17 protein-coding genes are annotated in these 18,411 nt (G+C 60.1%); 6 read left to right on the top strand and 11 right to left on the bottom strand.

The window, feature by feature from the left end:
• The first annotated feature begins 221 nt into the window (after window positions 1-221).
• The 5 genes from THSYN_RS22725 to THSYN_RS22745 are packed head-to-tail and all read left to right on the top strand — an operon-like array spanning window position 222 to window position 5,812.
• Window positions 222-1,247 carry a polysaccharide deacetylase family protein gene (locus THSYN_RS22725; protein WP_236848655.1) on the top strand — a complete coding sequence of 342 codons (1,026 nt, stop codon included), beginning with the start codon at window positions 222-224 and terminating at the stop codon, window positions 1,245-1,247.
• Window positions 1,248-1,249: 2 nt separating this feature from the next.
• On the top strand, window positions 1,250-2,995 hold the full coding sequence (locus THSYN_RS22730) for an arsenate reductase/protein-tyrosine-phosphatase family protein (protein ID WP_100921143.1): 1,746 nt from the start codon (window positions 1,250-1,252) through the stop codon (window positions 2,993-2,995).
• Between the two features lie 27 nt (window positions 2,996-3,022).
• The gene (locus tag THSYN_RS22735; protein ID WP_100921144.1) at window positions 3,023-4,021 is read left to right on the top strand and encodes a glycosyltransferase; all 999 of its coding nucleotides are present in this window, start codon (window positions 3,023-3,025) and stop codon (window positions 4,019-4,021) included.
• Between the two features lie 37 nt (window positions 4,022-4,058).
• Complete coding sequence (locus tag THSYN_RS22740) at window positions 4,059-4,829, top strand: hypothetical protein (protein WP_100921145.1); 771 nt, start codon at window positions 4,059-4,061, stop codon at window positions 4,827-4,829.
• Window positions 4,830-4,876: 47 nt separating this feature from the next.
• Window positions 4,877-5,812 (top strand): glycosyltransferase family 2 protein, encoded by a 936-nt coding sequence (locus THSYN_RS22745; RefSeq protein WP_157817864.1) that lies wholly within the window; start codon window positions 4,877-4,879, stop codon window positions 5,810-5,812.
• Between the two features lie 21 nt (window positions 5,813-5,833).
• Here the strand turns inward: THSYN_RS22745 and THSYN_RS22750 are convergent, their stop codons facing one another.
• On the bottom strand, window positions 5,834-6,823 hold the full coding sequence (locus THSYN_RS22750; protein ID WP_100921147.1) for a glycosyltransferase family 2 protein: 990 nt from the start codon (window positions 6,821-6,823) through the stop codon (window positions 5,834-5,836).
• Window positions 6,824-6,845: 22 nt separating this feature from the next.
• Here THSYN_RS22750 and THSYN_RS22755 point away from each other — a divergent pair, with 22 nt between their 5' ends.
• Window positions 6,846-8,174: a glycosyltransferase gene (locus THSYN_RS22755; protein WP_157817865.1), complete on the top strand. Its 1,329-nt coding sequence runs from the start codon at window positions 6,846-6,848 to the stop codon at window positions 8,172-8,174.
• 274 nt (window positions 8,175-8,448) lie between these two features.
• On the opposite strand, the gene THSYN_RS22760 is transcribed toward THSYN_RS22755, so the two are convergent.
• From THSYN_RS22760 to THSYN_RS22805, 10 genes are all read right to left on the bottom strand, one after another.
• On the bottom strand, window positions 8,449-9,228 hold the full coding sequence (locus THSYN_RS22760) for a glycosyltransferase (RefSeq protein ID WP_157817866.1): 780 nt from the start codon (window positions 9,226-9,228) through the stop codon (window positions 8,449-8,451).
• Between the two features lie 45 nt (window positions 9,229-9,273).
• Window positions 9,274-10,317, bottom strand: a complete 1,044-nt coding sequence (locus THSYN_RS22765) for a glycosyltransferase family 2 protein (RefSeq protein WP_100921150.1) — start codon at window positions 10,315-10,317, stop codon at window positions 9,274-9,276.
• Window positions 10,275-11,183, bottom strand: coding sequence for a glycosyltransferase (locus tag THSYN_RS22770; RefSeq protein ID WP_100921151.1), 909 nt, complete (start codon window positions 11,181-11,183; stop codon window positions 10,275-10,277). The genes THSYN_RS22765 and THSYN_RS22770 overlap by 43 nt, the downstream gene beginning before the upstream one ends.
• 25 nt (window positions 11,184-11,208) lie before the next feature.
• Complete coding sequence (locus THSYN_RS22775; RefSeq protein ID WP_157817868.1) at window positions 11,209-12,120, bottom strand: glycosyltransferase family 2 protein; 912 nt, start codon at window positions 12,118-12,120, stop codon at window positions 11,209-11,211.
• A 184-nt stretch (window positions 12,121-12,304) separates the two neighbouring features.
• The gene (locus THSYN_RS22780) at window positions 12,305-13,453 is read right to left on the bottom strand and encodes a glycosyltransferase family 4 protein (RefSeq protein WP_100921153.1); all 1,149 of its coding nucleotides are present in this window, start codon (window positions 13,451-13,453) and stop codon (window positions 12,305-12,307) included.
• Window positions 13,450-14,499, bottom strand: a complete 1,050-nt coding sequence (gene galE, locus THSYN_RS22785; RefSeq protein WP_100921154.1) for a UDP-glucose 4-epimerase GalE — start codon at window positions 14,497-14,499, stop codon at window positions 13,450-13,452. Before galE ends, THSYN_RS22780 begins: the two co-directional genes overlap by 4 nt.
• A gap of 17 nt (window positions 14,500-14,516) precedes the next feature.
• Entirely contained in the window at window positions 14,517-15,332 is an 816-nt protein-coding gene (locus THSYN_RS22790; RefSeq protein WP_100921155.1) for a glycosyltransferase family 2 protein, read from the bottom strand.
• 18 nt (window positions 15,333-15,350) lie between these two features.
• Entirely contained in the window at window positions 15,351-16,424 is a 1,074-nt protein-coding gene (locus THSYN_RS22795) for a glycosyltransferase (RefSeq protein ID WP_172965321.1), read from the bottom strand.
• A gap of 192 nt (window positions 16,425-16,616) precedes the next feature.
• Window positions 16,617-17,597, bottom strand: a complete 981-nt coding sequence (locus THSYN_RS22800) for a UDP-glucuronic acid decarboxylase family protein (RefSeq protein ID WP_100921157.1) — start codon at window positions 17,595-17,597, stop codon at window positions 16,617-16,619.
• A 325-nt stretch (window positions 17,598-17,922) separates the two neighbouring features.
• On the bottom strand, window positions 17,923-18,396 hold the full coding sequence (locus tag THSYN_RS22805) for a hydrogenase maturation protease (protein ID WP_172965322.1): 474 nt from the start codon (window positions 18,394-18,396) through the stop codon (window positions 17,923-17,925).
• Window positions 18,397-18,411 lie beyond the last annotated feature (15 nt).

Here is an 18,411-nt window from a genome sequence, read left to right on the forward strand (position 1 = left end):
GACCGACCGGCCATTCACCCCCCGGACTTAAGATCATTTCAGCCCACGCGCTTCCTCAAGCCAGTTTGACAGTAACCTAAATGTCGCGCGACCTCGCACATCGGGCCTCCCCGCAATCACCGCCCCGTCCGCGGGACGCGGGTCGCGGACACCAGGGCAGAGGCGCTTTACCTGCCTTACCGCGCGCGCGCGGCGGCGGCGCGGGTCGCCCCCGACTCGACATGCCGCTGACCCCGCCGCAAGCAACCGCAGGCACGGCCCTGGATGCGCTGGCATCCGGATTCCGACGCCTCGGCCAGCGTCTCTTCGTCGGCGGCGCGGCGCGGTTGATGCCCACCCACCGCCCCCACCGCCTCGCGATCATGGTCTTTCACCGCGTGCGTCCGGCGCCGGACCCCTTTCTGTCGGGCGACCCGGACGTGAAGCAGTTCGCCGCCATCATGGGCCTGGTGCGTGATCGCTTCTCCCCCCTGTCCCTGGCCGAGGGCCTGCGCGGGCTTGAGCAAGGCACGCTCCCACAGCGCGCCGTGTGCGTTACCTTCGATGACGGCTACGCCGACAACCTGACGGTCGCCCTGCCCGTCCTCAAGCAGCTCGGGATACCGGTGACCGTGTTCATCGCCAGCGGCTATCTGGACGGCCGGCTCATGTGGAATGACCGGCTCGCCGAGGCGATCCGTCGCCTGCCGGGCGATAAGGTCGACCTCAACGAATACCGCTTCGGAGTCCACGCCCTCGGTGACCCGCGCGAGCGGGCCAAACTGCTGCGTGACCTGCTGGGCCTGCTGAAATACTGCCCGCCCGAGTTCCGCGACGTGATCGCGGACGATCTGGCCGCGCGCTATGCACCGCACCTGCGCTCACCGATGCTCACCCGGGCGCAGGTGCGCGAGTTGCATGCCCAAGGGGCCGAAATTGGCGGGCATACCGTCACCCATCCCATCCTGGCACGCACCGCCGAGCGCGACGCCTACCGCGAGATCGCCGACAACAAAGAGGACCTGGAGGGCCTGCTGGGTGAGCGATTGCGCTTTTTTGCCTATCCCAACGGCAAGCCGATGCTGGATTTCGGCCCGGAGCACGTACGGATGGCTAAGGAGATCGGCTATCAGGCGGCCGTGTCCACCGGCCCCGGCGTCGCCACCGCCACCACGGACCGCTTCCGGCTCCCGCGCTTCACCCCCTGGGACCGCACGCCCACGCGCTTCGGACTCCGGCTGCTGTGGAACATGCGCAGCATGGTTTGACCGTGAACCCTTGCGCGAACCAGCCCCGTCGCGTCCTGGTCCTCGACGCCGACATGATCCCCGCGTTGACGATCGTGCGGTCACTGCACGACCGCGGCCTCCATATCGATGTCGCCAGTCATGAGGAGTACCCGCTCGCGGCGCGCTCGCGGTACGCCGGCGCCCTATTGCGCTATCCCGACCCGCTGGCCCAGGCGTCAGCCTTCGTCGACTGGATCGCGGACCAGATCGAACGCGGCAGCTATGCGCTGATCATCCCGGTCACGGAGCGCAGCCTGACGCCCCTGCATCATGAACGCGGTCGCATCGACGAGCGCCGGGTGGCAATGGCCCCCGCCGCCGGCCTCGCCATCGCGCTGGATAAGTCGCGCACCCTCGCCCTCGCCGCCGCCTTGGGTATCCGCGTACCGCGCGGTTGCGTCGCCGACACCCCGGCCGCGGCAGTCGCGTTTGCCGCGACCCAGGGCTACCCGCTGGTCATCAAGCCGACCTCGTCGATCGGCGCACAGGGCCAGGGACGCGTCCAGTTGCAGGTGGCTTACGCGCGCACCGACACCGAACTGGTCGCCCGGCTCGCTGCGGCCAGCCGCTGCGGCGCGGTCCTGATCCAAGAGTTTTTCCCCGGCACCGGGGTCGGCATCGAATTGATCGCGGAGCACGGCCGCATCACCTTCGCCTTCGCGCATCGGCGTCTGCATGAGGTCCCACTAACCGGTGGCGCCAGTAGTCTGCGCCTGAGCGTCCCCATCGAGCCGGCCCTGCTGGATGCGGCCCGACGCCTGATCGCCGCCATGGGCTGGCACGGGGTCGCCATGGTCGAATTCAAGCAGAACCCGCGGACCGGCGAATTCTGTCTGATGGAGGTCAACGGCCGCTTCTGGGGCTCACTGCCATTAGCGGCGGCCGCGGGTGCGGACTTCCCTGCCATGCTGGTCGAGTTATACCTGGACGGCGGCATCCGGCCCCGGCCGGCGGCGCGCACCGGCATCTATTGCCGCAACCTGCCCAACGACATTCACTGGTTGGAGGCGGTCCTGCGCCGCGACGCACCGCCGGGGCTCACCACCCTGCCCACCTGGTCGCGGGTCATTCGTGATCTCCTCCTGGTATTCTCGCCCCGGCACCACTTCGACACCCAGCAGTGGCGCGATCCCCGCCCGGGCCTCGCGGAGCTGCGCCGCATCGTCGTCGACCATTGGGGCCGCGCCAGCGGACTCATTGCCCACCGACGGTTGCTGCGCCGCCAGCGCGCCGCGTGGCGCAGCAACGCCGTCGCTGCCCGACTGCGCACCGGAGCACACCTGCTCTTCCTGTGCTACGGCAATATCAATCGCAGCGCCTTGGCAGAGTTGCTGGCAAGCGAACGCCTGGCGGGACGCTTCCGCCTATCCTCCGCCGGACTCCACCCCATCGGCGGGCGGCCCGCCGATCCGGTCATGGTCGCAGTCGCCGCCGCGCACGGCCACGACCTGTCCGCCAGCCGCTCCCGCGTCGTGGACGCGGCCCTCGTGGCCGACGCTGACCTCATCCTCGCCATGGAGGCGGCCCAGCTCGCGGCGCTCAGTGACTCCTTCCCGGCCAGTATCGGCAAGTCTTTTCTGCTCGGCCCGGCCGCGCCCCACGCGGTCCCCGGCGGGGAAATCGCCGATCCCTACGGCCACTGCGTCAGCACCTACGAGCACTGCTACGCCCAGATCGAAGCCGGCATTACGGCCCTGGCCCAGCGACCACTCGTGAACCGTTCCTAAGCGGGGCGCCCCCCCGAATCGCTCGCCATGCCAACCTTCTCCATCATCATCGCCACCCGCAACCGCCCGCAACTACTGCGCGCCGCACTCGCGTCCGTCCTTTCCCAAACCGAGCCGGATCGCGAGATCATCATCGTCAATGACGGCTCTGACTCCGCGCACCGCGAAGCCTACGCGCGCTTGCTGAGCGAAGCGGCAGCCGGCACCACCCTGCGGGTTTTCGACCTCCTCCCCCGGCCGCACGGCCATGGCCCCAGCTACGCGCTGAACTATGGTGTCGCCCAGGCCATCGGTGACTTCGTCGGCTTCCTGGACGATGACGACACCTGGACCGACGATGCCCACCTCGAACGCGCCGGCCGGGTCTTACTTGAGGCCGCGCACTCCCGCCGCCCCATCGATCTTTATATGACCAACCAACACGCCTTCCTCAAGGGCGAACCGCTCCCACGTACCATTTGGATTGAAGACCTGGCGGCCGAGTTGCGCGCCCGCGGTCAGGTCCCAGCGGCCAACGGCACCTTTGAGGTCACCGCTGATGACCTGTTGGCCGCCAACGGCTTCTGTCACCTCAACTGCCTCATCGTCGCTCGCAGTCTGTACGAGCGAATCGACGGTATGGATGAAGACATCCGCTGGGAGGGTGACCGTGACCTGTACTACCGGCTCATCGATCGGGCGCAACGCATGGTCCACCACCCCGCCACGATCGCCCGCCACAATGTGCCCGATGCGGCGGTCAGGCAGAGTGTCACCACCGCGGCCTCGTCACTCGAAAAGAGGCTCTGTCAGTTGCGCCTGCTCGACAAGACCGTCCTGTTCGCCAGCCACCCCGCCATCCGCGCACATGCGCGCCGACACAAGGCACTAACCCTGAAAAAAATCGCCGAGGAACTCGCCCGGCTACGCCAATGGCAAACGGCCGCCTTCTATGCCCGCGAGGCCCTCGCCACCGGACCTACGCTAAAATGGCTCGCCGTCACTGCCTACTGCCAGTTGCGGCACCTGTTGCCGCGGCGTCGCTGACTGGCGCGGCCGTTCCCCCACCTGCCCTGGTATCACCATGATCGTTATCGGACTCGGCTCCGGCCGTACCGGCACCGCCTCGTTGGCCCGCCTCATCGGCAGTCAGCACGCCGCCATCTGCTTTCATGAGCTCAATCCCACCGGGGCCGTCTTCACCGACAACCCCCAACCGCTCCTCAACGCCATCCATGAATTCCAGGCCATCCTGCAGGGCGGCGACCGGCGGCTCCTGTCCCTCGACTATTCCCGACCGCCCTCGGTCGCGACCTACCGGGAGCTCCAACTGCTGCCCGCCATTCGCATCATCGGCGACATCGCCTATTACTATCTCCGCTATGTCGATGACATCCTGGCCGTCACCGACGCGGTACGTTTCGTCTGCATCAAGCGCGACAAGGAAGCGACCGTCGCCAGTTGGATCAGGAAGGCCGCCATCCACCGCTGGCCATCCCTATGGATCGCCGACCGGTTCAAGGCGCTGATCACCCGCACCCCGTTCTACACCAGCCGGAATTTCTGGCAAGACCACGATGGTTCGATTTACCAGCCTGACCCCGTCTGGGACAAGACCTTCCCGAAATTCCCCGCGCGCTCCATGCCGGAGGCGATCGGCCGCTATTGGGACTACTACTATGCCGAGTGCGATCGGCTCAGCGCCCGGCACCCGCGCGAGTTCCGTATCTTTCCGATCACGGCGATGAGCAGCCGCCAAGGACAGACGGAGATACTGCGCTACCTCGGCATCCGTGATGAGGACATGGTGCTGCGCGAGACCTATCACCTCCACCAGAGCCCCGGTAGCGAGTGACCCGCGGGTCCTGCGTCCGCACCATGAGCAATGTATCGGGGGTGACCATGAACCTGTCCGTCGTGATTCCCGCATTCAATAGCGAGGCCTTTCTCGATGAGACCTTGACCGCGATCGTCGCGCAGACCTGCAAGCCGGATCATATTGTGGTGATCGACGACGGCTCGACCGACCGCACCGGCGACATCATCCGCCGCTTCGCGCCCGCCGTGACCGGTATGCGCATCCCCAATGGCGGCCAGGGCGCGGCTCGAAGACTCGCCATCACGCATTGCGACACAGATTGGATTGCCCTGTGCGACAGCGACGACGTGTGGAATCCCGATTTCCTCGCACGGCGACGGGCGCTGCTCGACGCCTACCCCGACGCCCAGTTTACCTTCTCCAATTTCTTCTCCTTCGGGCCCGCGAGCCGCCCGGGGCACAACCTGCTCGCAGATGCCCCTGCGGGCTGGCTGGGGCAGTGGTGCACCATCGACCAGCAGGGCTTTTACCGGGTACGCGACCCCTACCGCGCATTCCTCGATTTCAATCCCGCTTACCCGTCGGGCATCGTTTTTCGCCGTGATGCCTATTCCCGCATGGGAGGTTTTCTCACCAAGTACAGCCGCTGGATTGCAGAGGACGCTGAATTCGTTCGCCGCTTCTTGCTACTGCCGGGAGTCGTCGTCGTCGGTGACACGGCCCAGACCTGGGGATACCGGCGACACCACAGTAATTACTCCCGAACGAAATGGAAAAATATCCTGGGCTGCGCCCGGATCCTCCAGGAACATCTCGACCTCGGTTTAGTTCCCCCCCCCTTACAAAACGAAGCGCTTCATAAGATCGATCACTACCTGGCGCGCGCCTTCGACACCGCTTGGTGGGAGCAATGCCCCGAAGGAGTCACCGAGATATACAGGAAACTGACTCCCCGCCAGCGCACCCTGAAACGTCGCGTCCAGCGCGTCTGGATCACGTTACGGCCTTCGCGTCGGTAGCGCTAGGGCAACTAGCGGAATTTATCCGCCCCTCAGCCAACCCAGAAGCCCTTTCTTCATGAGGTCGAGATCGTGCTTGAATACCCGCGCCAAATGATAAAGAACACCTAGTCGCGTAAAGCGATCGGCCTCCCGTGCCATAACGAGAGCAGCACCGACCGGAACCCAGCACCCGCTCCTCCACAACCCGACATGGAACCAATTGGCGGCCTCGCCCCGAAGCCGCTGTCGGGTCGTCGGACCCGGCGACGCCCGGTCACTATTCCCCAGCTGTTGTTCTGCCAACCAGCTAAGGTAAGCACTTTGGGCGCGGAGCTTTTGCAACGCAATCTCCGGACGCGCGGAAGAAATATTCCTTCCACTCAACCGCCACGACGCCCGCGCCCCGGCGACCGTATAGATCCCCTTACGGTCGCCCAACGCCGCCCAGGTCGCATCATCCGAACACCAGGCCAGCGGAAAGGAGACAAAACCGCCGAGTTGCTCCCAGGCCGCACGCCGAAAGATGTACTCACAGGTATAACTCGCCCGCTCCCCGCGAAACCGCGCACTGACGAATTGCAGCGAACTCTCGAGCAGCGGGTGCTCACTGTTGACTGCCTGCACGACGCCCGCCCCGTCGATGCGCCGGGTATTAAATCGATAGAGATCGAAGCCGGCGCCGGTTTGCTCCAGCGCGCGATAAAAATACGCCACCAGGTCCGGGTCGAGTTCGTCATCGTCCCCCATCAGCAGCACCCAGGAGGTTTGCACGAGCCTGGTCGCTCTGTCCCACTGCGCGGTCAGTTCATGACCGCCGAGATTGTCATCAAACCTTACATAACGCAGCGCGAGACTGTCTCCTTCCGCCTGAATGACGCCGGCGATGTCATCCGGTGATGCGTCGTCCGCGACCAGCAAACAGAAGTCCCCGCAGGTCTGCCCGCACAACGATCTCAGCGCGTTGTGAAGGTACTCCGCACGAAACGCGGGAATAACGATCGTCAAGTCCCCGCCGTGTTCTCTTTTCATCTATAATTCTCGGATGCGTGAAATGCAACTAGATCAACGGGAAATCGGAGAACAGACACAGGCCACCGTGCAGGCCGCCGCGCGACCAAAGGCACTGCTGGTCGTAAGCCTATGGCCCGATAACAATGGCACGGGCACGCAGCGACGTGCGTTTCAGCATTTGTGGTGCCTCTCTCATGCCTTCGACATCGACCTGATCGTTGCGCCCCGTCGGCCGCGGGAGCCGCAAGCGCATGACCGGCTGGCGTCCCTCTGCCGCAACGTGATCGAACTGCCGGTGGCGCGCGACTATATTCTGGCCGTCGATCGCTACCAGACGCCCGGCTTTACCCTGCTAGGCGAGATGTTACGCGGCAGGCGACGTCAGTGGCGCCCTTACCGGAAGAAGCAACGATTACAAGCATTGGAGTCGCTTGCGCGTCGGTTGAACGGCCCCTACGAACTCCAGTTCTTTTTTCGCCTTGATACCGCATGGTTGCGCACGGCGCTCGCAGCCTTCGCCGATTCACAGACACGCTACGTCATCGATCTCGACGACCTTGACTCCAGCTACATGCGTCAGGCAGCCCACGTCAATGCGTCGCTCCTGGGCCGGGAGTTGGTACTGGCGATGCACTTGCGCGCGCAATGGCTGCAACGGATTGAAAAGCGGCTGCTTCGCCGCTTCGACATCGCCACCTTCGCCTCCATAGCTGACGTCGCACGGGTCGCCCGCTATCGCCCGACCGCCCAGGTCAGCGTGCTCACGAACAGCGTTGCCTTGCTTGCACAACCGCTCGAACCAAGAGTTGCAGACGGGACCTACCGGCTGCTCTTCGTCGGGCTCATGGCCTACATGCCCAATGCCGACGCGGCGGTCTTCTTGGCCCGTGAGATCGTTCCACTCATCAGGTCCGCGCTAGGCCCCCGGATCGAACTTTTTCTCGTCGGCAAGGAACCGCCACCGGCGGTGACAGCGCTGGACCATCCACCGCAGATCAACGTCACCGGATGGGTCGAGGACCTGTTGCCGTACTATCGTAACGCCGATCTTATCGTCATGCCGATCCGCATGGGAAGCGGAACGCGGATCAAGGCAATCGAGGCATTGAACCTCGGTCGGCCGATCGTTTCCACCACGCTTGGGGTAGAGGGTTTGGGGCTTATTCCCGGTCGCCATCTCCTAGTCGCGGACTCGGCGGAAGACCTCGCTGCGGCCTGCTGCAGGCTGCTGACAGATCCCGCGTTGCGAGCCGAGCTTGTCGCCAATGGTCGCGAAAAGGTCAGGGCCGACCTCGGTTATGAGCAGGCGTTAGTGACCTTGATGAAACTGTTGGGCCGCAATTCAGAAACCCTTACCAACGGCTGCTGATTCCGCATCCCAGAGCTTCGGCGCCAGCCCCTACCTGTGCTACTGCACTAACCCGCCAGTTGAAGGCGCGAAAACCGGGCCATCCCTCCACCGGCGCGTCCGGCAGAACCCGTTTCAAGCGCGTCGGTGGAGTCAGTCTTATGACGCAACCCTAAAGCGCGCTAACCGGGGGGTACTGTCTCACCTACATTGCCACAGAGGGACCGAACCTTATCTCGACGAGACCTTGCGAACACTCGTGTGGGACGAGACTCTTCCGCTACTTCCCAACGCACTATTTCAACGACTTGAAGCGCCAGCTTAGATGCTTCTCATACCAAGCGCTGAGGTACTTTCTTGCATTACCCAAATCGAAATATCGCACACGCCCGGTCACCCGCTCGATCTCATATGGAATATGCTCACCGTAGAGATGCGTGAACTGCTTCCGTCCGCGGTTCCACTCATCGCTTAAAACACCTACGGACTTATGAGTTACATCCACGTCAAACACAACGCCGACTTTCACGCCCAAGAGGTGATTGCGGAACGTAAAAGAAAGATCGTAGAAGTGAAACCCGAAAAATCGCTCATCGAATTTTTCTCGAATCCTTCTTTTGTCAACTGCAATAAAAACTCCATCCAAACAAATCACTTCTACCGGACGACGATACTTATAAGACAGAAGTGCGTCGCGGTGTCTACCGTCAACAAGATGCCTCACCCAACCCACCCTCTTATTTTCCACTTTCCACCAGCGCTCAACTATACCGTCCCGGTCCCTTATCAGCTCAGTCGTACCCGCGACTCCGAGTATTCCAAACTCCGTTTCACGAAACTGCCTCAGCAACCGGCCTCCCCACCCCGTCTTATCAAAGACAATATCATCATGCAAAAACACAACGATATCATTCTCGGCGGCTTCCAGCCCGCGATTATAAAGGGATGCCAACGAAAACGCGTTGCTGTTGACATACGAAATTATCTGCGCTCCCGGCACACCAACGGTCGACTGAACGTGCTCGACGAACGCTCGATCAAGGACCCGCGTGCTGAAAACGATGGTCAGCGACACTGCGACATTCCTCTCCAGTTCCTCATCCCCGCCAGCGCACCGCAATCATCGCATCTCGTCCAACAAGTTCCGAACCAAACGTCGCGCCCTAAGTCGCCAAGCCATACGCAAACGCGGTTCCATCGCGACGACCTGCCTCCAAGCGGGATTGGCGCGCTCTTTACCCCAACTCTGCTCAAACACGCTCGAACGGATGAATTCCGCTGCCAGGTCCGTGCCCCGCGATATCGCAAGGTCTCGCAGAGGCTGATAAAAATGACTATACGCCAACTCGCATTTGATCAGCAGCGGATCGACAATATCGCCGCGGAACGATCGCTTCATGGCATTTTCAAAGGTCGCGCTACCTCCGTGAACCCGGAAATAGGCCAACGTCTCCGGGATATAAGTCAGCCCACGGCTGACTGCCACCCGAAGCCAATACTCAAGATCGCACCATTGCATCAACATCGCATTGAAGACACCGTAGTCACGAATCGCGTCCCGATGAATCAGGGTTGCAGTGGGTTCTCCGATAAAATTGTCGATTCCGCGACCCAAAACCACCGAGCAGAAATCTGCCGCGGAGATACTTGACTTTCCGGGACATACACTATCAAGCGATACCTCTTCACCGACTTTCGGATATCTCTTGCGGAACTCATCCGAAATCTCTTCAAATACGAACTCGCGCCTGCACACAGCAAATACGGCCCGCGTCTTTGTCGCCTCCTCAACCATGCGCGAAACGCACTCGGGCGCGATCCAATCATCCTGGAAAACGAACTTGATCCATTCTCCGCGGGCATGTTCAATACACTGATTCCAGTTTTCTACCAGGCCCGAGTTCCGGGCATTTTCAAAAATGCGTAAACGCCCATCTCTTTTGGAATAATCCCTAAGAATAGCCACTGTATCATCGCTTGAGCGATCATCTACGGCCACGATTTCAAAATCCGTAAAGGTCTGTTGCAGAATACTGTCTAGACAACGAGCAACATACCTAGCGCCGTTATACGTAGGTACGCAGATACTAACCGCCGGACGCGATGAGACTAACGCAGTCATTAGTTGCCCCTGTTCTCCATCGCAGCAGATAGTGACCACCATACCGACCTGACGATGCGAGTATCCGAACGAGTTGCGAAAACCAACTCCAACAACGCATTGAAGACCAGATGCTTCTCGACTTGCATAACCGCGATTCGAGTATGCAGATTCCTCAAATGCTCGCGCACCGTCAGTGCATCCTGACTATTGAGGATGCGCAGTGTCCTGGCCACCCTGATCGCACGGATTGTTCCACGAAGCATCGCGATCTCGTTACTCGACGCACTTGGCGCTCCTTGACGATACAATACCAGCGGCCCACCAAGATACGCAAAAACCTCGCCCCGGCCAGCAAGTCGCAACCAAAGCAAGTAATCCTCACAAGCGCGAAAACTCTCGTCAAAGCCCCCGGCATCGACGATGGCCTTCCTGCGCGTTAGAGCGGCCTGCACCACAATGAAATTACCGCTTAGCAACGCCGACCAAGACGACCCACAGGCCCACTTATGCCTAAGACTCGCTGGACTCTCGCGATACGCTCGGACAGGGCCATCGGAAAAAAAAGCGAAGTCTGAATAGACGACAGTGACCCCCGGATTCTCGGTCAAATACCGCGCATGTAGGCCAATTTTCTCGGGGAGAAGTAGATCATCGGCATCCAAGAACTGGATCAAAGCCCCCCTACTGGCGCCGATCCCGGCATTGCGGGCGGCCGACGGCCCCTTGTTTCTTTGCCTTATATAGCGAAAGCGAGCATCGCGGCTTACAAAAACCCGTACCACATCCTGAGTGTTGTCGCTTGAACCATCATCAACAACCAAGCACTCCCACTCCGTATAAGTTTGGGCGATTAAACTATCCAATGCCTCCGGTAGATACTTTCCTTGATTGTAACAAGGTACGATAACTGATACGAGCGGATTCATTCTCAAACATCCTATTTCCGAGGAATCATAACAGCTTACCAAGAACCTTCTTACCTATCCGAAAAAGGATATGACTCATCCGGTTCAGGACATCGGCAATCCAGAGGTGTCGTGCCAGGTGTAACTCCCTAAGCATGTCAACAAACCCCTCTAATTGCTCCCAATCAACCACCATCCGCAACTTTCTTCGCAGCCATCCCCGCAACTTCCTATCAATGAGTTCCCTTAGTCTTTGGTCACTGATCGACTGGCGTAAAGCGTAGATATTTGCAATCACTGTATCGGTTGCCAATCGATCGCCCGCAGTCGAAGAACAAGGATGCAAACGATAGGCGGCTAGCGGCACTGCGATCGCCCTGAACTTACATCCACCAATCAGCATTCTGAGCCACAAATCATACTCTGCCGCCAAGGCCATACTCTCGTTAAATTGAAAGGTCTTCAGTATATTCGTCTTACACAAAACGGTCAGCATCGGGATTCGATTAATCTCCAAAAACTCACTAAGCCCGTCGTAGCCAGAGTATTCGCGAGCAATAACCCCCATCCTTTTTGCATTGGCATGCTTCTCCCCGTTAGTCTGAAAGCGCTCCTCAAACATATAGCTCTCGGAAAACAGCAGATCCTGATCGCCCGCCCGAAACTCTCTAACCATAATCTCAAGCTTATCCTTCAACCAGAGATCGTCTGAGTCCAGAAAGGCAACCAATTCTCCTCGCGCATGGAGCAAACCGAGATTTCTTGCCTTAGCTGCCCGTCCATTCTCTTGGTGCAGGTATGTTACTCGCCGATCCTGAGCCGCCTTGCTGTGTACGATATCGGGAGTCGCATCCGTCGATCCGTCATCGATCACCAGCAACTCCCAATTAGGATAGGTCTGCGCTGATATGCTATCGATACTTTCCGCAATGAACAACGAAGCATTGAAGGCTGGCATGATAACCGACACGAGAATTGGATGACCACAATCTATCATTCAGAATTCCTCTGCTATGTCGCGCTGAAATCGCATAAATCCGAAGGCCGCCAGACCGGTCCGACACGATTGCCGACCATATCTGGGCTAATTCGAGGGCTCGGTGTCAACGCCAATCGCTTGCCGGCGCTTCGCACATCTCAAATCACCGAGGTGTTGCAAGTTCTAAGAGTTTATCTGCAAGGACTCCTCCCGGGTCTTCCGGAACCTGCTTGCGGATGGTCTCGCTCGCCCGCTGCCCCATCTCCCGCCAACGCTCGCGTACATTCCACGCTTCCTCCATGGCGCGCGCCAAGGGCCGCACCGCCGCAGCTTCAGCGATAAAACCGGTGATGCCGTGCTCCAAAACCTCCGCATTGCCGGCGACATCGGTCACAATAGCCGTCCGACCGCATAGCAGTGCCTCGACAAGTGCCAATGGCAAGCCCTCATGGCGCGAGGGCATGATCAGTGCATGATTGTCGCGCCAGATCTGCGCAATATCCTTTACGTGCCCACAGAACCTTATCCGCCGCTCCAATCCATTCGCTTCCACGAGACGGCGAAGGCATCTCTCTTGCGGCCCTGCGCCATAGAGGGAGACCAGCAGCGGACGATCTCGCCATTGCGGCTGACGCAGCACATCGATCAAAAGGTCCTGCCCCTTGGACGGAGGATGGAGTCGACCGACGCAGGCAAGCCGCCATACGCCGTCATCGTATGACGGCCAGTCTGCATCCGCGTTCCACAGCGCAGCGCTGTGGTTGGACACCACCTCTGCGTTTTCCAACGGATATCCCAATTGCTTCTGCAAAAGCTCAAGGTTACCATGAGAGACGAAGTAGCACCTTCGCGCCGCCCTGAGCAAAGCGATCCACATCTCTGCTTCGCGGTCGCTCGCCCACAGAATTTCAGTATTAGCTTGTGCAATCCAGACAAAGGGAACACCCTCCGTGATCGCGGTCTCCATCCATGGAGCCCCTTGGAACGTACCGCCATTGGAGATACATAGCAGGTCCGGACGCGCCTGCCGCAACCACTCTCGCTCTCGGTTGATGCGGGGTTTGATGCGGATCTGTTGGAGCAAGACCCTTGCGATACGCTGCAAGAGCGTATGACGCTGACCGATCTGAAAGACGTCGATCCCGAAATCCGTGGCAAGTGCTTGCACCTGTGCCGGCAGCATCGGCCATTGTTGATACGCAACAAACACCTGATGGCCGCGCGAGGCAACCTTCCGACAGGCCTCCGACCATAATACCTCAGAGCCGCCCCAGGGATTACCCGCCATTGTGCTTACGAACGCAATTTTCATTTCCCATCCCCCGCGTCTGGACCAAACACGGAAGAGCCCCCGGATCGCAGGTCCACCCACTCCCAAGCGGTACGAATAATCTCCGGCAACTCCGCAATCTCCGCCCGCCACCCCAACACCGCCGCTGCCCGCCGAGCATTCCCGACCAACACGGCCGGATCACCTGCCCGCCTCGGCAGCGCTTGGTACTCGACAGCTTGCCCGGTAACCTCACGGCAGGCAGCGATCACCTCCAGCACGCTGAAGCCCGCGCCATTTGCAAGATTATAAAATTCCGCGCCCAAGGCCTCGTTCGCAAGCAGCCGCTCGGCCGCGCGCAAGTGCGCGGCGCACAGATCGCGGACATGGATGTAGTCACGAATGCAGCTACCATCCTTCGTCGGAAAGTCCGTCCCGAATACTTGTAGGCGGCTGTCACGCGGATCGCCACCCTCCTGCATCCGTAACGCCTCCGCAAGCACCAGCGGGATCAGGTGCGTTTCAGGGTCGTGCCGCTCCCCTGCGCGGCACTGGGGATCGCAGCCCGCCGCGTTGAAATAGCGCAAGCTGACGCTTTGCAGACCATAGGCGGTGGCGTAGTCGACCAGTGCCTGCTCGATCATCAGCTTGGTACGGCCATAGGGGTTGATTGGCCGCTGCGGATGCATTTCATCAATTGGCACCTGGTCCGGCTCCCCGTAGGTGGCGCAGGTGGAGGAAAACACCAGGCGCATTACGCCGTGCTTGCGCATGGCCGTCAACAGATTAATCGTGCCGACGACGTTATTTTGATAGTACAGTTCCGGCTCCGTCACCGACTCACCCACATAGGCCAGCGCGGCAAAGTGCATCACCAGGGCGACGCGATGCGCCGCGAAGCAGGCGTCGAGATCGACGGGCGAGCGAAGATCGCCCACGACCAGCGGCGCGGGACCAACGGCATCGGGGAATCCGCGCGACAGATTGTCGAACACCACGACCGAATAGCCGGCGTCACGCAGGGCGAGCACCATGTGAGAGCCGATGTAGCCCGCGCCGCCAACGACCAACACGGTATCAGTGATCATCGCTGTACTCTCTCAGCCTAGAAGTACTTCGACCTGAACCTTGGCTTCCTCAACCTGGCGGCAAGGAGTCTGAGCGCTAACGCGGAGCGGTCGTAGAAGATCGTAAACCTGAACTCAGCGAGATTGCGGAGTGCAGACTTAGCGATAAAAAAAATATTGCTCATTGCCAAATTTTTCTTGAAGGTGAAATAGGCAATCGATACATAGTCATTTCTTTTCTTCTTCAACGAAACCCGCGGATTAAGATATTGTATCCAGTTCCCACTCAACGCGGCGGTCGTGTATCCCATATCAAACAACCTCAACGCAAAATGCTGGTCCTCCGCAGCGGGCACGACCTCATCAAAACCGATAGTCTCTACAAGCTCCGTAACGTAAAGCGCACACGGATTCCATAGACCATTATATCCATTAAAGCTGTTGCGATCGTTTATCGTTACGCCTTCGTCGTTTCTGCAAAAATCAACGTAAACCCCTTTCGCATCATGAACACGCATCGACTCGAACATCCTGTCAACCAAGTCCGGCCTGACGATGACCACATGCGATGAAAGAACGAGGCAGTAGGGCGAGACCACGCGCCGGAACCCCTGATTGAGCGATCGGGAATAGTTGAATACGTCACCCTCGTAATCATATACACTGCAACCGCAGGCTTTACAGAGAGTCACCGTGTCGTCAGTCGATCCGGAATCGACCACGACGATCTGCGACGGCTGGGATGACAAAGACGAGATCCCGCTGAGCACGCCGCGAATGGTCTCGGCCGAATTATATGTTCTGATGAGGATATCAAAGTTGGGCGGGCCGCCTTTTAGCGATTGCGTATTCATCTAACAGGCACCCGATCCTCACAAAGACTGAAAAACAGCAATCGTCTCATGCACCATTGCGTCCATGCTGTGCAATGCTTCGACCCGTTCCCTGTTTTTCCTTCCCAACGCCGACCTGACCGTCGGATCAGCCATGAGTCGCATTACCTTCATCGCAAAATCCTGAGGGTCTGACGGAATTGCAAATTGATCCTCTGAAGTACTTCCAACGGCCTCTCGTATCCCCGGGATGTCAGTTGCGACAACCGCCAGACCATGGGTCATCGCTTCAAGAATCCCGTTTGGAACACCTTCGCACAAAGAACTGAAAACCAGCAGTGCCGCGTCGTCGAGCAGTGCCGGAACATCTGAAATTCGATTGGCGAACAGGACGCTGTCGAGCAGGTTATTTTCAACGGCAAAGGTCTGCAACTCCGAATAGGTATCCTCATATCGACCAGCAAGGACAAGCATCCAATCAGATGACATTGCGGACTGGCGAATGATTTTCCACGCCCGCAGCAATGTCAGATGATCTTTGTATTGATGCAGATTCGCCACCATCGTGAGGATCTTCTTATCCGCGGAAATGTGCCAGTTGTCACGCCAGCGGCCAGTGTGGGGAGAGACTTTGGGAAGGATTATGCCGTTGCGTATTACCGATATCCTGGTCGGGGCCACATGCAGATCCGTTTCGAGCCACCTGGCGGCGTGGATGCTATTGGATATGAAGGCAGGCGTCAAGCGGAGGGCCCATGGTTCGATCCAGTCGCTGCGCCGTAGGCGCCCTTCGTCACGCTGCTGCCAGACGCAAGCCTTTGCCCCGGTCAGACGCCACGTCAGTCCGCAGATCAGGTTGGCAGGCATGCAATAAGGCGCAACGAATGTAGGCCCCAGACGCCGCAGCCGTGCGGCAAAGCGGAAAATGCTGCGCCATTGCTGGTAATACCGATCAGGAAACTCGAACGGCCAGTAATGGCAATCGATCCCGAGACGCCTGCATTCATCCATCACATAGCCGGGATTGCTCAGTCCAACAACGCTCACGCGCACCCCTCGCTCTTTCATGAGCGCCTGAGCCAGATAAAGGGCTTGGCGCTCGGCGCCTCCCATCGTAAGCCACCCCAAAACCATCACCCAGTGCTCAGTATTCCCGTGTCTCATGACCGTATCGCTATGCTCCCAGTCCGCGGCGTCTCGCAATCTATTCCGGCGGGCGTCAAAGAAAGGTCCGGCACGTTGCTCGGCAGGATCCAGCCGGGAGGGACCGGCCACCAGTGCCCGATGATGCCACTGTGGCCAGCATCAGGCGCCGGTGCAGAGAAGTTCGTCAAAATAGGCGATGGTCTTTTTCAGCCCCTCATCAAGCGGCACCAACGGTTCCCAGCCCAGATACTCACGGGCGCGCGAGATGTCCGGCTTGCGCTGCATGGGGTCATCTGCCGGCAGCGGCAGGAAAACAAGTCGTGACCGGGCGCCAATCAGTTCGATGATCATTTCGGCCAGTTGGCGGATGGTAAATTCGCCCGGGTTGCCCAGGTTGAGCGGCCCGGGGTGGCCCGGCCCCCCGTCCTCGCCATATGGTAAATCCATATAGCGGATAAATCCCTCGATCAGATCATCGACATAGCAGAAGCTGCGGGTCTGGAGGCCGTCGCCGTAGAGGGTGATGTCCTCGCCCCGCAGCGCCTGCACAATGAAGTTGCTGACCACGCGACCGTCGTTCGGGTGCATCCGCGGGCCGTAGGTGTTGAAGATGCGGGCGACCCGGATATCGAGCCGATGCTGGCGGTAGTAGTCGAAAAACAGGGTTTCGGCGCAGCGCTTACCTTCGTCGTAACAACTGCGCAGGCCGATCGGATTGACGTTGCCCCAATAGTCCTCGGTCTGGGGATGCACGGCGGGGTCGCCATAGACCTCGCTGGTGCTGGCCTGGAAGATGCGCGCCTTGAGTCGCTTGGCCAGGCCCAGCATGTTGATGGCCCCATGCACACTGGTCTTGGTCGTCTGGACCGGGTCATGCTGATAGTGGATGGGACTGGCGGGACAGGCCAGGTTATAGATCTGGTCGACCTCGATGTAGAGCGGGAAGGTGACATCGTGGCGGATGAATTCAAAGCGCGGGTGGCTATGCAGATGCTCGACGTTGCGCTTGGTGCCGGTGAAGAGATTGTCGGCACAGACAACCTCGTCGCCGCGCTCGAGCAGGCGGTCGATCAGGTGGGAGCCGAGGAAACCGGCACCGCCCGTCACGAGGATGCGTTGGCGGGGATTATAGGTGCGCATCGATCAGAGGCCTGTTCACCGGTGAAGGGCAGAACGCCGGGGGCGATCCGACTGGCCCGGCGCCTGACGGCGGGGCCGAATGCTGCCGCCGTTTCGGGCCGCAGCCCATTTCGCCGAGATTGTATCTGTTTGGCATCGCTGTCGATAGTCGGTCAGCGCGATTGCTCGCCGCGGCGTCCCGGGGCCTTCGTCATCGTTCCGGCCACCCCGGGTCGGAGTCCAAGGCTTCAGCCTTGGAGGTACAAGACCAAGGCTGAAGCCTTGGACTCCAGAAGGTGGCCGCCGGCCGGAACGATGATCGAGGCCCGTCCCGACGGCCCTGCCATCAGGCTCGCCGACCGCGCCAGTCGACCAAAAAGGCCAGCGCAGCCAGCAGGTTTGCCGCGGCCCCTTGCGATAGCCCCGCCCCCAACTCAAAGTCGTAGCCGCGGATGGCGAGCAGCCGGCAGTCCGGCGCCTGGCCGCCGATCGCCTCCTGATAGACCCGCAAGAGCCCCCCGGGGCTCAGTGCGTGGGTGGTGATGGACAGTGCCGGCTCCGGAACCACGGGGCCGAAGGCGAAGGGCTCAGGACCGGCGAGTGCCGCATCCACGAAGATCACGAGTTCCCGACCTTGGAGATCCAGTGCGTGCTCGATCTGGAGCTGAAAGTCGGTCAACAGATCGAACGCCTGGTCAGCCTCGGGCATGGCATCGGGCAGCGCGGACAGGCGTTCGATCAAGGTCGGACCTAATGCATCATCCCCGCGAGACGGGTTGCCGCACGCGAGGATGAGGATGCCTCGCGTGGCCTCGATCATCACTCCGACCACGCG

Source organism: Candidatus Thiodictyon syntrophicum, from assembly GCF_002813775.1.
Classification (GTDB): Bacteria; Pseudomonadota; Gammaproteobacteria; order Chromatiales; family Chromatiaceae; genus Thiodictyon; species Thiodictyon syntrophicum.